General features: G+C 60.7%; 9 protein-coding genes. 2 read left to right on the top strand and 7 right to left on the bottom strand.

What is annotated here, in order from left to right; genetic code table 11:
• Window positions 1-159 precede the first annotated feature (159 nt).
• From AB4Z35_RS16820 to AB4Z35_RS16800, 5 genes are all read right to left on the bottom strand, one after another.
• Window positions 160-1,227, bottom strand: a complete 1,068-nt coding sequence (locus AB4Z35_RS16820; RefSeq protein WP_442098201.1) for an alpha/beta fold hydrolase — start codon at window positions 1,225-1,227, stop codon at window positions 160-162.
• 164 nt (window positions 1,228-1,391) lie between these two features.
• Window positions 1,392-2,750, bottom strand: a complete 1,359-nt coding sequence (locus AB4Z35_RS16815; RefSeq protein WP_442098200.1) for an ATP-binding protein — start codon at window positions 2,748-2,750, stop codon at window positions 1,392-1,394.
• Window positions 2,726-3,391 (bottom strand): response regulator, encoded by a 666-nt coding sequence (locus AB4Z35_RS16810; RefSeq protein WP_442098199.1) that lies wholly within the window; start codon window positions 3,389-3,391, stop codon window positions 2,726-2,728. Before AB4Z35_RS16810 ends, AB4Z35_RS16815 begins: the two co-directional genes overlap by 25 nt.
• Before the next feature lie 86 nt (window positions 3,392-3,477).
• A complete protein-coding gene (locus tag AB4Z35_RS16805) occupies window positions 3,478-3,912 on the bottom strand; it encodes a hypothetical protein (RefSeq protein ID WP_442098198.1) in 435 nt (144 codons plus the stop codon).
• A 27-nt stretch (window positions 3,913-3,939) separates the two neighbouring features.
• On the bottom strand, window positions 3,940-4,707 hold the full coding sequence (locus tag AB4Z35_RS16800) for a COG4705 family protein (protein ID WP_442098196.1): 768 nt from the start codon (window positions 4,705-4,707) through the stop codon (window positions 3,940-3,942).
• A 225-nt stretch (window positions 4,708-4,932) separates the two neighbouring features.
• Between AB4Z35_RS16800 and AB4Z35_RS16795 the strand changes: the two genes are divergently transcribed.
• Window positions 4,933-5,442, top strand: a complete 510-nt coding sequence (locus AB4Z35_RS16795; RefSeq protein WP_442098195.1) for a cupin domain-containing protein — start codon at window positions 4,933-4,935, stop codon at window positions 5,440-5,442.
• Window positions 5,443-6,180: 738 nt separating this feature from the next.
• Here the strand turns inward: AB4Z35_RS16795 and AB4Z35_RS16790 are convergent.
• On the bottom strand, window positions 6,181-6,903 hold the full coding sequence (locus AB4Z35_RS16790; RefSeq protein ID WP_442098194.1) for a Crp/Fnr family transcriptional regulator: 723 nt from the start codon (window positions 6,901-6,903) through the stop codon (window positions 6,181-6,183).
• 148 nt (window positions 6,904-7,051) lie between these two features.
• Between AB4Z35_RS16790 and AB4Z35_RS16785 the strand changes: the two genes are divergently transcribed.
• The gene (locus AB4Z35_RS16785) at window positions 7,052-7,231 is read left to right on the top strand and encodes a hypothetical protein (protein WP_442098193.1); all 180 of its coding nucleotides are present in this window, start codon (window positions 7,052-7,054) and stop codon (window positions 7,229-7,231) included.
• Between the two features lie 27 nt (window positions 7,232-7,258).
• Here the strand turns inward: AB4Z35_RS16785 and AB4Z35_RS16780 are convergent, their stop codons facing one another.
• The gene (locus AB4Z35_RS16780; RefSeq protein WP_442098192.1) at window positions 7,259-15,931 is read right to left on the bottom strand and encodes a GH36-type glycosyl hydrolase domain-containing protein; all 8,673 of its coding nucleotides are present in this window, start codon (window positions 15,929-15,931) and stop codon (window positions 7,259-7,261) included.
• Window positions 15,932-16,104: the final 173 nt, after the last annotated feature.

The following is a 16,104-nucleotide window of genomic DNA, read 5'->3' as shown; positions in this document are numbered from 1 at the left end:
CGGCTGACACTCAGCCATCGTCGGATCGCCGCCCGGAGCAAGCTCGTTCCCACAGGGTTTTGTGTGTGCCATTCACGGCATCACGCGTTAGTACTTGCGCAAGTTTGGCACCGACGTTCTCCACGTTCATGGCGCTGGTGTGCGGATGTCAGATCGAACTCAAAGATGATCGGCATCAATCACCGCCTTGGCGAACGCCTGCGGAGCTTCCTGCGGCAGGTTGTGGCCGATGCCGCCGTTGATCAGCCGGAACTCGTATTTGCCGGTGAAACGCTTGGCATAGTCTTCGGGGGCCGGGTGCGGTGCACCGTTGGCATCGCCTTCAAGGGTAATGGTTGGCACGCTGATGGACGGCGCCGTGGCCAGTTTCCGCTCCAGCGCTTCGTATCGGCTCTCGCCCTGGACCAGGCCCAGGCGCCAGCGGTAGTTGAACACGGTGATGTCGACATGGTCCGGGTTGTCCAGTGCCCTGGCGCTGCGGTCAAAGGTGGCGTCATCGAACGCCCATTTCGGCGAAGCCAGTTGCCAGATCAGCTTGGCGAAGTCGTGGGTGTTTCTCTCGTAACCGGCGCGGCCGCGGTCAGTGGCGAAGTAGAACTGATACCACCACTGCAATTCCGCCTTGGGTGGCAGCGGGTTCTTGCCGGCTGCCTGGTTGCCGATCAGATAACCGCTGACCGAGACCAGTGCCTTGACCCGCTCCGGCCACAGCGCCGAGACAATATCGGCCGAACGCGCACCCCAGTCGTAGCCACCGAGCACCGCTTGTTTGATTTTCAGGGCATCCATGAAGTCGATGACATCACTGGCCAGCGCAGCCGGCTGGCCGTTGCGCTCGGTTTCTACGGACAGGAAACGCGTATCGCCATAGCCGCGCGCATAGGGCATCAGTACCCGATAGCCCTTGGCGGCCAACAACGGCGCGACCTCGTCATAACTGTGAATGTCGTACGGCCAGCCGTGCAGCAGGATCACCACCGGCCCGTTGGCCGGGCCAGTTTCGGCGTACGCCACGTCCAGCAGTCCGGCGTTGACATGCTTGAGCGGGCCGAACGGCAAGGGCGCCACTTGCGTGCTGCCGGCAGGGGTCGCCGCTGGCTGCGCGGTGGCTGTCGTTTGCGCGTGGGCTGCGCCGAGAACGCCGAACAGCGTAAGCGCGAGGATCGAAGGGCCGACCAGGTGGCGGCGAGTCTTGCCGGCTTTGCAGTTGCTCAGTGCCTTCTTCATGGGATGCCTCCATTACTAGCCATGGGTCAGGGGTTCTGCTTGAGCCCCTTCAAACCTTGCTTGCATTGAAGCGTGGCAACGTATCTGGCCTGTGTCGAATCGCAGGGCCGGATGAAAGTCAGTGTATCGCGTTGTCGTATTGACACACTGTGATACATAGACGTTTAGCCTGAGCCTTTTTTCAACTCGATCGAGACACATAACCCGCTTTTGTCCGTTTCGTCCGAAAAACTCAAGCGCACCTGAGCCCCCGTTCGCTCGGCGATGGCCTTGACGATGGACAACCCCAGCCCGGAGCCTGCTTCTTCGGTTCCGATGCTGCGATAGAACGGGTCGAACACCCGCATCTGTTCGTCGGCAGTAATACCAGGGCCGGAATCCTTGACCTGAAGGATCACGCTGTCCTGCACCAGCTCCACCGACAGGTCGACGCGTCCGCCGCAAGGGGTGTAGCGGATCGCGTTGTCCACCAGATTCTTGACCAGGATCAGCAGGTCCATTTCGCTGATGACGACCTGCACGTCTTCGGTACTTTCAACACCGATATCGATGTTCTTGCGCTCCGCCAGTGGCAACAGGTCCTCCAGCACCCGTCGATAGACCTCATGCACCGAAACCGTGGTCGGCGGTCGCTCGGTGTTCGATTGGGCGGCGGCCAGGGCCAGCAACTGATCGATCAGCTTTCTGCTGCGCTCTATGCCACTGGACAGGGGCAGCAGGCGCTCGACGGCTTGCGTCGGCATTGGCGTGGCTTTCAGTCGCTCGGCTTGCAGGGACAGGGCTGTCATGGGCGAACGCAGTTCGTGGGCGGCGTCGGCGATGAAGCGCCGCTGGGTTTCCATGGACTGCGCAACCCGCGCCAGCAAGCGATTGATGGCCACAACGAAAGGGCGGATCTCGGTTGGCAGATGGTTCTCGTCGATAGGGTGCAGGGCCTGTTTGTCGCGGCGGTCTATGTCATCGGAGAGGGTGGCAATCGGGCGAAACAGCTTGTGCACCAGATCGCTCACCACCAGCAACAGCACCGGAAACAGAATGAGAAACGGCAACAGGCTGCGCCAGGCGCTCTCGCGTGCCTCTTTGTCGCGGACACCGGTTTCCTGGGCGACGACGATGCGCTCGCCCCGGGCGGTAGTCCTGACCAGCGTACGAAAGTCTTCGCCGGCTATACTCACGGTCGACAATCCATCGGCCAGCGTAGTGGGGAAGGGCAGCGGGATGACGCTGTCGTCGTTGCTGCCGAGTGCTTTGCTGCTGTCGGCCAGGTACTGCACGATGACCCTGGATTCTTCGTCGTCCCCCGGAATTTTTTCGACCACGGGATAGTGCAGTGTCATCTGCTGCCGATCGAACAGCACCGCCACCTGACGCAAGGTTTCGTCCTGCATTTCGTGGGCTTCGTCGAGGGCGGAAGCGAACGCAAACATCCCGGCCAGCACCGCCACGAGCAGGATGGCCAGCGACAGTGCAACCGACAGCCGTACCTGGATCGAGTCGCTCAAGCGCTTTTTGAAACCATCCATCCCATACCCCTGACGTTCTTGATGACCTGGTTGCCCAACTTGCGGCGCAGCGAATGAATCAGAAACTCCACGGCGTTGCTTTCCACTTCGTTGCCCCAACCGTAAAGGCGGTCTTCGAGTTCGCTGCGAGAGAGGATCGCCCCCGGGCGGATCAACAGGGCCTGGAGCAGGGCGAACTCGCGGCTGGACAGTTGCACGTCGGGGTTTTCGGCAGTGCTCGCCTGTTTCGATACCAGGTCCAGCGCCACCACGCCGTTGTCCAGCAGTGACTGGGCGCTCCCGCCGTTACGGCGCAGCACGGCGCGCATGCGGGCCAGCAACTCGGCCATGTCGAAAGGCTTGAGCAAGTAGTCGTCGGCGCCACCGTCGAGGCCACGCAGGCGATCGTCGAGGCTGTCCCGTGCGGTAATGATCAGCAAAGGCACCGGGTTGTTGCGGCCGCGAATGCTGTCGAGGACATCGAGCCCGTCCTTGCCTGGCAGCCCGAGGTCCAGCAGCACCAGGTCGTAGGGTTGGGTCTCCAGCGCCGAGAGTGCGGTAAGGCCGTTTTTCACCCAATCGGTCGCGTAGCTCGCATCACTCAGTGCGCCCTGGATGGCGTCCCCGATCATCGGGTCATCTTCGACCAGCAATATGCGCATGTCCCACTCCGAAAAAAACAGGCGCGGCGGTCATGACCGTCGCGCCTGTATTGAAGCACCTGTACCGGCGTTTGTCCGCCCGGTTATTACGCGCCTTTCATCGAATCGAAGGCCTTCATGAGCTCGTCCATGCGGGCCTTGCAATCGTTCTGTTGCGGATTGCTGGCGCGCAACGCGTCGAGTGCGCGGTCAATGGCCTTGTCCACTACATGCCAGTCGCTGGCGGCGCGCGGCTTGATCCCGGCTTCGGCGGAGTCCCAGGCGCTCTCCAGGTCCTTGATGCGGGCTTTCGCACCCGGCAGGTCGTTTTTATCGACGATCGTGGCAACGTCGGCGGCGATGGTGCGGAACTCGGACAGGTCACCCAGTTTTGAACCGGACCGGGTTTGTTCACTCATCGCAGCTGAAGTGTTGCCCGCGTTTGGCTTGTCGGCGGGTTTCGAGCAGCCGGCGGCGATACCGAGCAGGAAAATCGACGAGACAATGGCGACGTGGCGAATGATGTGTTGAAAAGGGCGCATGACGATTCCTTGATGGACTATTAAGCGTTATTGCTGAGTGACGAGTTTGCGGTTGCCGACGCTGATCTGCGCGACCGCGACCAGCAGGACGATGACGCACAGGAAGATCGCGCTGGTCCAGGTAGCACCCATACCGAGGCCACCGTAGGTCTTGGACTGGGTCAGCAAGTCGCCAAGAGAAGCACCGAACGGACGGGTCAGGATGTAGGCGATCCAGAAGGCCAGTACCACATTGGCACCGATGCGCCAGGCCACCAGGGTCGCGGCGAGCAGCGCGGCGAAAATCACGGCGCCGAGGGTGAAACCCAGTCCCAGTGCTTCGGTGGCCAGGTCGCCGGCTGCCGTACCGAGGGCAAAGGTGCAGAGCACGGTCGTCCAGTAGAACCATTCCCGGCGTGGGGTGACGATCTCGCGGATCGACAGGTTGTGTTCCACCCGGTACCAGACGAGAAAATTGAGTGCCAGCAAAACTGAAAACACGGCGGTGCTGGTGTACAGGCTGACGTCGAGAACGTCGGTCAGGATATCAGTGAGCTGCGTCCCGACGATGCTCACCAGCACCACGGTCAGCCAGTAGATCCAGGGCGAGCAGGCGGTTTTGCGCATCTGTATGAACAGCGCAATGGCCAGCAATGTCGCCATGCCGAAGCTGGTCCAGCCCAGGCCGAGGCCGGCATCGACAGCGAGGAAGTCCGCGCCGGTTTCACCCACGGTCGTGGACAAGATCTTGATCACCCAGAATGACAGCGTCACCTCGGGTACTTTGTTGAGCCATCCGGCTGTAGCGGGTTTCATGGGAGGTGCCTCTCCTTTGCAGCGCAGGAATTGCGCAAGGGAGACGATACGGATCGAAACTTAGCTGAGACTGAGGGGAGGGAAGTCGTCCGGTTTTCTGCCGCGGACTTCGAGGTTCGAGTTGACTTCAGACGAACAAAATCGACCAAGGCACTATTTAGTCGATTTATGTCGGTAAATGCTTCGAATATGTCATCAAAATCAGGAATTGGAGGCGTACGGACAATGACTCAAAGCACCCTGCAGATTGGAGAAATGATCAAGGCCCTGGGCCTTGAGCCCCATATCGAAGGTGGTTTTTTTCGCAGAACCTACCAATCGGACGACCAGGACATGATCCTGACTTCGGGTGGCCAGCGGCACTGCATGACGTCGATTTTCTACCTGTTGACCCAGGATTCTCCGACAGGTCATTTCCATCTGAACCAGTCAGACATCGTTCATTACTATCATCTGGGCGATCCGATTCAGTACACGCTGATTTTTCCGGACGGCACATTGAAAACCATCGTGATGGGTCACGACGTTCTCGCCGGACAATGCTTGCAGCTGCACGTGGCCGGTGGAATCTGGAAAGCTTCGCAGGTGATGCAAGGCGCTGCAGGATTCGGCTTGATCAGTGAAGCGGTTTCGCCAGGATTTGATTTCGCGGATATGGAAATGGGCGACCGGCAAAAGCTCGGTCAGCAGTTTCCTGAGCATTGGGCGCTGATCGAAAAGCTGACGCGAGAATGAGGTGGTTGCGTGCTTCAAGATCTGTGTGTGTCGCAATCACTTTAAAAAATAGAAATTAATCTATTGTTTTATATTAGCTTTATCCAATGGCCTGATGATCTGCCCGGCAACCTCCGATCTTCGTTCGGGCAGCCGGTCACACCCATGCATACAGACGTCATGCAGGCCGGAGGATGGTGTCTCGCGCATGTTCAACGCACGGGCGAGGAGCCGTCGATCCGGCGTTTCCTTGATTGGATTCAGTCGCAGTGACGGGGGGACTGAACACCGCAGCCGTTTTAGGGGTGTTCCTGGCAAACGCACCCTCTCAATCTGTTTTGACCACGAGTGGCTGAATCAGACTATGCCGACAAACGACAGGATAAACAGGACGATCACGACGGCGCCAACGAGGTAGATAATATTGTTCATGACTTCACCGCTTCATTTGGGTTGAGGGAAGAAACAGGGGTGTCTATACAGCTGACACCCTCGTTAGCGTTTCCGTTCCGTTACCCTTGCAACAGGAGCGATCCAGAGGCTATCGGCTTGCCGACGCGCATCCGTGCATAGAGTGCTGATGCCCAACGGACCTGGTCGCGACTGGTTGCCAGGCATGTTGAATGTATGCTGATGGTCGAAAGCAAACCCAGGTCAATGCCCGCTTCTGGCCGATTTCTGCCCGTTACACCTGACAGAAGTCGAGCAAAAAGAGGTCGTCGTAGCTTGACCGGGGGCGTCCCGACAGACCTTCATGAGTCACTTCGGCCATGGAAAGTAGGGCAACAATCGTTCGGTTTCTCTTCTGACCACGGCGTAGCATTCGCAACTCAGCTCCTCGAGCCGAGCCCTGTCCAGGATCTTGATGTGTCCCCGACTGTATTCGATAACACCCAGGCGCTGTAGCTTGCCGGCGGCGTCGGTTACGCCTTCCCGTCGTACACCCAGCATGTTGGCGATCAACTCCTGGGTCATGGTCAGTTCATTGCCTGACAGGCGATCGAGCGACAACAGCAACCAGCGGCACAGCTGCTGGTCGATGGAGTGGTGCCGGTTGCACACCGCAGTTTGGGCCATTTGCGTGATCAGTGCCTGGGTGTAGCGCAGCATCAGCAGCAGCATCTCTTCATGACGGTTGAACTCGTCCTTGAGTTGCTGGCCGGGTAACCGGTAAGCATGCCCGGCACTTTGCACAACGGCTCGGCTGGGCGTGCTTTCGCCGCCCATGAAGACTGCAACACCGATCAGGCCTTCGTTACCGACAACCGAAATCTCGGCTGAGGCGCCGTTCTCCATCACATACAACAGCGACACGATGGAGTCGGTGGGGAAGTAGACATGCCGCAGGGCGCCGCCGGACTCATAGAGCACTTTGCCCAGTGGCAGCTCGACCAGTTCGAGGTGGGGGAGCAGGCGATCCAGCGCTGGCGTCGGAAGCGCTGCCAGCAGGTAGTTCTGTTGTGGCTTGGGTACAGCAAACATATCAGCCACCATTCGAGGGAGAATTCCCTGATGGGGACAGGTTACTCCAAAGCGTACTATGCGGGGCAACGCACCGAAGTAGCCGCTGCGATCTGCGATGATCAAGGGAGCGACGCTGCATCTGCAGCGCCGAACGTTGGAGATTGTCATGAGCAAGCACATTGACCCGAATCTTCGCCAGGGCCCTGGCAAGCCCACTGCGAAACAGCCACAGAGCATGCCGATGCCCCTGCATTCCAAGCCGGGGCAGGCGGCCAACCAACCTGTTCACACCAAGCTGAGTGAAACCGTGCATCCGCACCACCAGGGTCCTGGCATTGATGCCTGAACCCTGGCTCGCCAAGAGCGCTGTATCTCAGCGCTCAAGATCGGCTTCGACGTTTCTGTCGCACCCAGGCGTTTCTGGCTGATGCGCTTTAACCGGGCATGTCACCAGCACCTGATGTTCCCTGCCGTCATCTGACAATTGCAGCGCGTCCTGGCCGAGCAGCTCGCCGTCCAGCGTGACCGAAAGCGTGGTGGTTGTGCCAGGGCGCACATCGATGTGGTAAGTCGTCACCCCATAGCGGTAGTGCAGCGTGTAACCAGGCCAGCCCTGTGCCAGCAGCGGTTCGATATGCAATGAAGTCCCGACACGCTGCAAGCCAAGCAATGACTCGACGATGAACCGGTACGTCCAGCCGGCCGACCCGGTGTACCAGGTCCACCCCCCACGGCCCGCATGGGGCGGCGTGCCATAGACGTCGGCAGCCATGACATAGGGCTCGACCTTGTAGGTTTCTATCCGGCTGGCGATTTCATGGCCCGCGGGATTGATCATGTTTAGCAACCTCCAGGCCCTGACGTTATCGCCAAGCTCGGCGAAAGCCATGCCGGCCCAGACTGCGGCATGGGTGTACTGGCCACCATTTTCCCGTACGCCCGGCACATAGCCCTTGATATAGCCGGGCTCGAGCGAGCCTGTGTCGAAGGGTGGATCGAGCAGCAGGACCGCGCCTGTGTCGGGCCGTACCAAATGCTTCTCGAATGAAGCCATGGCCGTGCGGCGCCGCGTTTGCGAGGCGGCACCCGACAGTACCGACCAGCTTTGCGAGATCGAGTCGATGCGGCATTCGTCATTGTTGGCCGAGCCCAGGACTTGACCGTCGTCGAACCAGGCGCGCCGGTACCATGAACCGTCCCAGGCATGCTCCTCCAGACTGGCCTGCAACAAGGCGGCCTGCTGGGTACAACGCTGTGCGAAAACAGGGTCGCCATGCAATTGGGCAGTGATGGCAAACTGCTGCAACACATCAAAGCTGAAGAATCCCAACCACACGCTTTCCCCTTTGCCCAGATGGCCGACCCGGTTCATCCCGTCGTTCCAGTCGCCAGTGCCCATCAACGGCAGGCCGTGGCTGCCGCGCTGCAGGCTGTATTCGATAGCGCGTACACAATGCTGATAGAGGCTTTCTTCGAGGTGCGATTTGCCCGGCAGGTCGTAATAGGACTCTTCCCCGGCATTGAGCGGTCGGCCTTCAAGGTAGCCCACGGATTCGGCCAGCACGCTGAGGTCGCCGGTGACGTTGACATAGTGGCTGGTCGCCAGCGCCAGCCACAGATAATCGTCCGAACAGCCACTGCGCACACCCCGATCGAGCGGCGGGTGCCACCAATGTTGCACGTCGCCTTCGGCATATTGATGGGCTGCACACAGCAACAAATGGCCACGTACGCTGGCGGGATCGGCATGGATCATCGCCATGCAGTCTTGCAGTTGATCGCGAAAGCCGATGGCCCCGCCGGACTGATAGTAGCCACTGCGGGCCTGGAAGCGACAGGCGATGACCTGGTACATCAGCCAGCCATTGGCCATGACATTGATGCTCGGGTCGGGGGTCTGGACCTGAATCACGTCCAGCTGCGAACGCCAATGCTCGCGTACCGCCTCGAGTTCTGCGGTTGCCGCCCCCAGGCCCCGATACTGTTGAACCAGGCGCTGGGCTGACGTCGTATCCCTGGCTGCACCGAGTCGGAAGACCACGTCCTGATCGTCACCGTTGTCGAGGTCGAGGGCAACCTGAATCGCCGCACAGGGATCCAGGCCACCACCGGTACGGCCCGACAGGCGAGCCTGTTGTAGTCCGGCCGGTGCCTTGAGGCTGCCGTTGCGGCCAATGAACTCAGTGCGATCGCCGCTGATGCTGGTGTCGGTCGAGTCGGTATCGAGGAACGCCACCCGTTCGCAAAACTCGATCGAATAGGCGTTCCTGGCGAAAAATGCGCCGCTGCTGGGGTCGGCTTCCGTCACCACATGCATCGCTGATTTGCTGCGCAAGTCGCCCAGCACCCACTCTACATAGCAGGTCGTCGACAGGCGCCGGGCGCGGCCTGAACGGTTGCGAATCTGCAAGTGCGAGAACTTGATCGAAGCGTCCAGCGCCACATACACCCACAACTCGGTGTGGATACCGTCTTCATTGTGCTCGAAGACGCTGTAGCCGAAGCCGTGCCGGGTGCGGTACGCGCCAGTACCGGGACAAGGCTGTGGCGTCACCGACCAGAAATATCCGGTTTCTTCATCGCGCACATAGATCGCCTCGCCGCTGGTGTCGGTGAGCGGGTCGTTATGCCAGGGGCTCAGACGAAATTCGTGAGCGTTTTCCATCCAGGTGTAAGCGCCTCCACTTTCAGAAATTACCGTGCCGAAGTGCGGGTTGGCCAACACGTTGGCCCATGGCGCCGGCGTCGGCCTTCCCGGCTGCAAGGTCATGACATACTCGCTGCCATCGGCACTGAAGCCGCCATAGGCGTTGCCCAGGAGCAAACCTTCAATGGCGGGCAGGGTAGCGGCCGCCGTTGCCTTTGCCTGGCGCTTGAGCGTGGGTACGAATGCCGGGTATGCCGGGCTTGCGTGACGCCTATGTACTTGCTCGGCAATGCTGCCGTTGCCTTCACTCAGCACCAGGCGCGCCACCGACAGGATCAGCGTACGGTCCTCGTTCGACAACTGCTGTGCGGGACGCACGAAAATGCCCCCGGGACGGTCGATCAGCGAAGCTTCGCTGCCGGACGTCACCACACCCATGATCAAGTCCTGGAGTTGCTGGCGGTAGCCGGCCTGGTCTTCGTTCCAGATGACCAGGTCCACCATCAGCCCCTTTTGCCGCCAGTAGGCATGGGCCTTGACCATCTGGTGTACGAGCTCAATGTTCTCCACGGTTGCGATCTGCAGCAGAACAATGGGCAAGTCCCCGGAGATCGCCTGGCCCCAGAGGCTCGATTGATTACGTCGGTTGGCCGTCAAGACGCTGTTTTCCGCGCGCAACGAGGCATTGGCGTAGAGGATCGAAGAGGCCATCTGCTCAAACAGGCGGGCATCTTCCAGCGAGACATTGAGTTGGCGCAGCAACACCTGGCTGTGGGTCCATGCCAGGTCGAAGACGCGATCGGCGAGGTGCCGGTCGCGATATTTATTGATCAGGTACAGACAGCCCTCACGGCTGTCCGCGATGCCGGTCACCAGGTCAATGGTCGCCGTTTGTCCGGGTTCCAGGGCAATACGGCAGCGGATGGCCACGATTGGGTCCAGCACCGAGCCTGCGGTGCCGGACAACTGCTCGACATTGCCATCGAGCGCCGCCGGTGCTGCAACGTTACGTCCTCGGCCGATGAATCGCGCCCGATCGGTCTCGTAGGAAATGGCGTCGATGTCTACGCCATGGGCGGCCAGCAGGTGGCACATCCAGGGCACTGCTTCCTCACTGGAGCGACGCCTGCGGGTGCAGACGATTGCCTGCAGCGCCGGCAACAATTCGCTCTGCACGAACAGGTTGCTGAAGGCAGGGTGGAGGGCATCACTGATTGCCGGCGCCAGCACTACCTCTGCGTAGGTGGTGATCTCCACGCTGCGACGTACACGGGCGCGGTTGGTGATGTGCAGCCTGCGCAGTTCGATATCGTCTTCGGGAGACACGACGATCTCGGTGTGCGTATCGAAGTCGAGCTCGCGGACACGAAACTCGGCCCGGGCATCGCTGAAAATCGCCTCATGGCTTTCTGGCTGGTGCCGGGTCGGCTGGTGGGCCGAGGACCAGAATACGCCGCTGCTGACATCGCGCAGATAGCAGAACATGCCCCAGTTGTCGCAGGTCGCGTCTTCATGCCAGCGGGTCACGGCGATGTCGTTGCAGCGGCTGTAACCGCCACCGGCACTGCTGAGCATGACGTGGTAACGGCCATTGGAAAGTAGCTGGACGGCGGGGCGCTTGCGCCCGGGATCGGCGAACACTCGCAGCCTGGTTTCCTGCGTGCGTCCGTTTTCCCCTGTGGCAGGTGCCTGGGTTGCATGCAGGTAGGGTGCAGCGGTTTTGGGGACGCGCTCCTGCAGCAACAAGATGGTCGCCTGGAATGCCGGGATCGACTCGAAGCGTCGCTGCATGGGCCGGTCCAGCAGCAGGCTGGTCAAGGCCAGCAGGCTCATGCCCTGATGGTGCGCCATGAACGACCGCACGACCGCATAGCGCTGGCCGCGTGGCAGGCGTGCCTCGGTGTAGTCGACCGCTTCGTACAGGCCATAGCGGCCGGCCGACCCTTGGGCCGCCAGGCGTTGCAGGTTGCGGCAGGCCGCTTGCGGCTCGATCATCAGCGCCAGGGCGCTGGCGTACGGCGCAATCACGGTATCCTCGGCCAATCCGCGCTTGAGGCCAAGGCCTGGAACACCGAACGCCCGATACTGATAATTGAAGTGGGCATCCAGGGTGTTGTAACCCGACTCGGACACGCCCCAGGGGATACCCAACTGGTTGCCATGCTCGATCTGCAAGGCGACGGCCGCACGGCATGTCTGCTCCAGCAGCGTACCTTCATAGCTGGGCATGACCAGGTTTGGCATCAGGTACTCGAACATTGATCCGGACCAGGAAAGCAGTACCGGTACCCCCCGATTGTTGCTGAGCAAGCGCCCGAGGGTGAACCAGGCCTGCTGCGGCAGCTGGCCTTGGGCGATGACCACGAAATTGGTCAGGCGCACCTCTGAAGCGAGCAGGTCGTAATAGCCGTTGTCCAGCCTGCGCTCGTCGGCGTTGTAGCCTATCGAGAAGAGGTCACGTTGAGCATCGTAGAGGAACGTGAAGTCCATGCTGGCCAGTGACGCGGACAATTCGGCCAGGCGCTCAAGGTGGCTGATTCGTGCGCGAGCCAGGCATTGTACCGCCTGCACTTGCGCCTGATCGGCGGGCAGCCACAGCGTGCAATCGAGCTCGGCCATTTGCCGCAGGCTGAGTGCTGGTGTGGGTGCCGGTGCCTTGGCCCGGGCGGGTGCCAACGGCAGTTCGAAGCGCAGTCGTTCTGCCCGCAGATCCGCACACTGCGCCTGTAGTGCCTGCAGCCAGTAGTGTGCTTCTTCAGCAGACGTGGCCGGACTTTCGATCGTCAGAACATCCGCCAAATCCAGTAATTGCAGGAGGTTGTGCGGGCTGTCCTGGCCCACGGCCAAGGTCACCTTCGCGCGCAGTTCAAGCACGGCACGGTCATCGAGGTTTTCGCCCTGTAGTGCCTGCTGCAGCACATCGAGGGTGTCGCCCAGACCGCTGAGGGTGCGTTGATCGAACAGGGGGGTGTCGACCAACCCCTGCAGCCCCGGCCGCAGGGTGAGCAGCAGGCCCGCCAGGTTGCCGCTGTCCACGGTGGACACATACCGAGGTGCCAGTGGCTGCAGTGTCTGGGTGTCGTACCAGTTGTAGAAGTGCCCATGGTGTCGCTCAAGGCCGGCCATGCACTCAAGCGTGGTAGTGATGCGTTCAAGCAAACGCCCGGTACTCAAATAGCCGAAATCATGGGCCGCCAGGTGAGAGAGCAAGGCCATGCCCATGTTGGTCGGTGAGGTGCGATGGGCAATGGCTGGCTTGGGTATCTCCTGGACGTTGTCCGGAGGCAACCAGTTGTCCTCGGGGCCCACATAGCGATCGAAAAACGCCCAGGTCCGGCGTGACAGCATGCGCAGGAAGCGCAGGTCTTGCGCTGACGGGTCAAATCCCGCCGGGGTTGTCGGCAGGCTGATCCACCAGGCAATCGCCGGGCTCACCAACCACACCAGCAGCAAGGGTGCCGCCAGTGCGAGTACGTAGAGAGTTGGCAGCAGGGCCGCGAATAGAATCAGCGCCAGAGCAGGGGCAATCCACATGCTTTTATACATACCGGACAGATCGTTGCCACTGGCGCGCTCCACCTCACGAGAAGGTTGCCATTGCAGCAGGAGGCGCTTGCTGATCAGCATGCGCCACAGTGAGCGGCCAATCGCATCGAAGCTCAACAACGCATCGGACGGCAACCAGACAATCGACAACAGCGCTCGCATGAAATGCTGGCCCGAGGTCCGTAATGCCGCGCTCAGGTGTTGCCTCAGGGTAATATCAGCAGCTTTCTGTACCAGCGCCAATACCGACTGCAGTACCGGTTGGAGAAATACCAGAGCCACCACCGCCAATGTCCAGGAGACGGCCTCGCTCGAACCCAACCAGCCCCATGCCAGCATGGCCAGGAAGGCGCCTGGCTCCAGGCTGCGGCGCAGATTGTCAAAAATCTTCCAGCGGGCAAGGTTGCTCAGACGGTTGAGCGCAAATCCTCCCTGGGGTTTCGGTGCCCACGGCGAGGCCCAGTACAGCACTTGCCAGTCTCCGCGAATCCAGCGGTGTCGGCGCTTGGCATCAGCGCTGTAGCGAGACGGGTATTCCTCATACAGTTGTACATCGCTGAGCAGCCCGCAGCGGGCATAGCAGCCTTCGATCAGGTCATGACTGAGAATGCGGTTGTCGGGCAGACAGCCCTCGAGTGCCTGTTCGAAGGCGTCGACGGCATAGATGCCCTTGCCGATGAAGGAACCGTTCTGGAACAGGTCTTGATAAACATCGGAGACGGCACGGGTATAAGGATCGACACCCGCATCGCTGCCAAACAGACGGGCGTAGGTTGAGCGTGCCGTGCTGGGCAGGCTGATCCCCACGCGTGGCTGGAGGATGGCGTAACCGCTGACGATCTTGCCGCTCTGTTCATCGAATACCGGATGGTTCAGCGGGTGCATCATCGCACCGATGCACTGATGCGCGACATCCCGTGGCAGCAAGGTATCGGTGTCCAGGGTGATGACGAAGCGCACCGAAGCCAGTGGCGCGACATCACCGACGATCAGTGCAAAGCGCTCCTGTCCTTTACCACGCAGCAAAGCGTTGAGTTCAGCAAGTTTGCCACGCTTGCGTTCATGCCCCATCCATACCCGCTCGGTCGAGCTCCAGTGCCTGGGCCTGTGCAGCAGGAAAAACCGGTCGACCTGGCCATCGGCATATTTGTGGTTGAGCGCCTCGATCAGTTGGCGCGCCAGGGCGAGCAGTTCGGCATCCTCGGGTATCACCTCGGCAGGGGCGTCCATGAAGTCACTGAGCAGCGCAAAATGCAGGTTGGCATCGCGATTGGCCAGGAATCGCACTTCCAGGCCTTCCGCCAGGGCCTCGATGTCGCCGGCGTTGGCAAACATCGTAGGCACCGCCACCAGCGTTCGCGCCTCGGTCGGTATGCCCTTGCTGTAATCCAGGCGCGGCAGTAGTGACGGGGCTACCGTGAGCGTCACCAGCCAGTTGACCAACCCGATCGCCAGGCGGCTGGTCATCAATAACGCGGGCACGGCGAGCAGGACCAGGCACCAGAGTGGCGTGCCGCTGCGATAAGCACTGCTGAGAAATGGCCAGGCCAGCAGCAGTGTCAGCAGCAGTGCAGGGCACAGGTAGAACTTCAACGGGGCGCTTTGTAGCAGCCGCTTCCATCGTTCGAGCAGCGGTACGCTGGCGTGCAGCGCCTGCTCCAGGCTGTGCAACCCGTCAGCCACCAGGTAATAGCCCACGTGCCCGGTTACACGGGCTGTGGGCTGTGTGGTCGCGGCCAGTTCGATGGTGGCTTGTGCCACCCTGGTTTCGGAATGCACGCAATGCCGGGCAAGGCGTTCGACCACATGGCGGTAACGATCACGGGTGGCAAAGTCCATGTTCGCGTAGACGCCCGCCGGGTCCGTGCACAATACCTGTTCGACATGGCTGAGCAGCTCGACGAACTCGCGCCAGTCGGTCGCTGCCAGCAACCGCAAGCTGGCGATGCTGTTGCTGATGGACACCTGGTTACCGGATTGCTGCTGGGCATCCATCTGCACCAGCCGTTCGACCGTAAGGCCGGACTCACCGAGCGTTTGTTCTATCCACGCCATGGGCAATATCAGCGCGGCGCTTTGTCCTTGCAGGCGGCGCGCCAGTTCTGCAACGAATGGTGGTGTCATCGGTGGTGCCGAACGCGCCATGTCGGCAACGGTCAACACCACGCTCTTGGCGTCGCGCTCGGCCATTTCGATCAATCGATCGGCCCAGTCATCGGCAAGGTTGCGGTCATCCCGGTTGGCCATTACCCGAGACGCCACGCGCCGCAAGTTTTCGATCAGCGCCAGTCTCAGCATGATCGGGATTGCCCATAGCTCGCCCAGAGCCAACGGCGTAATGGTCTGATAAGAGGCGATGAAACAATTCAAGCTTTGCGCGTCGATCCGGCCATCGCCGTGAGCGATGGTTTCCAGGGCAATGTCGTAGACCCGAGGCAGGCCTGCCGAAGGGCCTTCGGCCAGGCGTGGTAATTCCCGGCTATAGCCGTCGGGCAGGTGGGTCCGGGCGGTACGGATGTTTTCTTCGATCAGGTAGAAGTTGTCCAGCAGCCATTCTGCCGCAGGGGTAGCGCGTCGGCTGGACAGTTGTACGGTCTTGAGCGCTGCGCAGCTACGCTCCAGAAGCAGTTGGTTGTCAGTCAGGCGGCCCAGCAAGGCATCCTTTTTTGAAAGGCGCCCGAGCACATGTTGGCGTGCCAGCACGATACCGTGGTCTGCCATCTGCTGCGCATTGAACAGGTCGGCACGCAGGATGGGCTCGTACTCGAACTTGTGCCGTGCTGCACTCCACCTGAGCCAGATGGCCGGTGAGCGCCAAAGGCTGGACAGTGTGCGAGTCAGGATATTTTGCATGAAATCCTTCGTACGACCGGCGCAGGGCAGGTCGCATGTGGAATGAAGGCGGTTCTACGCCAGGCCAGGTGTGCGGGGCATTGCGCCGCCGGGCGCAGCATTCCACCGACGAGTGTGGATTATTCATCGCGGCGAAGTCTGTTCGCTAGCGAACATAGGCAATGCCAACTGCG

It is taken from the genome of Pseudomonas sp. KB_15, from assembly GCF_052114525.1.
GTDB lineage: Bacteria > Pseudomonadota > Gammaproteobacteria > Pseudomonadales > Pseudomonadaceae > Aquipseudomonas.
This window is presented reverse-complemented; position numbering and strand designations above follow the sequence as displayed.

Coding starts and splice junctions, on each gene's coding strand:
- AB4Z35_RS16820 (WP_442098201.1), bottom strand. CDS start 1,227: ATGAAGAAGGCACTGAGCAACTGCAAAGCCGGCAAGACTCGCCGCCAC.
- AB4Z35_RS16815 (WP_442098200.1), bottom strand. CDS start 2,750: ATGGATGGTTTCAAAAAGCGCTTGAGCGACTCGATCCAGGTACGGCTG.
- AB4Z35_RS16810 (WP_442098199.1), bottom strand. CDS start 3,391: ATGCGCATATTGCTGGTCGAAGATGACCCGATGATCGGGGACGCCATC.
- AB4Z35_RS16805 (WP_442098198.1), bottom strand. CDS start 3,912: ATGCGCCCTTTTCAACACATCATTCGCCACGTCGCCATTGTCTCGTCG.
- AB4Z35_RS16800 (WP_442098196.1), bottom strand. CDS start 4,707: ATGAAACCCGCTACAGCCGGATGGCTCAACAAAGTACCCGAGGTGACG.
- AB4Z35_RS16795 (WP_442098195.1), top strand. CDS start 4,933: ATGACTCAAAGCACCCTGCAGATTGGAGAAATGATCAAGGCCCTGGGC.
- AB4Z35_RS16790 (WP_442098194.1), bottom strand. CDS start 6,903: ATGTTTGCTGTACCCAAGCCACAACAGAACTACCTGCTGGCAGCGCTT.
- AB4Z35_RS16785 (WP_442098193.1), top strand. CDS start 7,052: ATGAGCAAGCACATTGACCCGAATCTTCGCCAGGGCCCTGGCAAGCCC.
- AB4Z35_RS16780 (WP_442098192.1), bottom strand. CDS start 15,931: ATGCAAAATATCCTGACTCGCACACTGTCCAGCCTTTGGCGCTCACCG.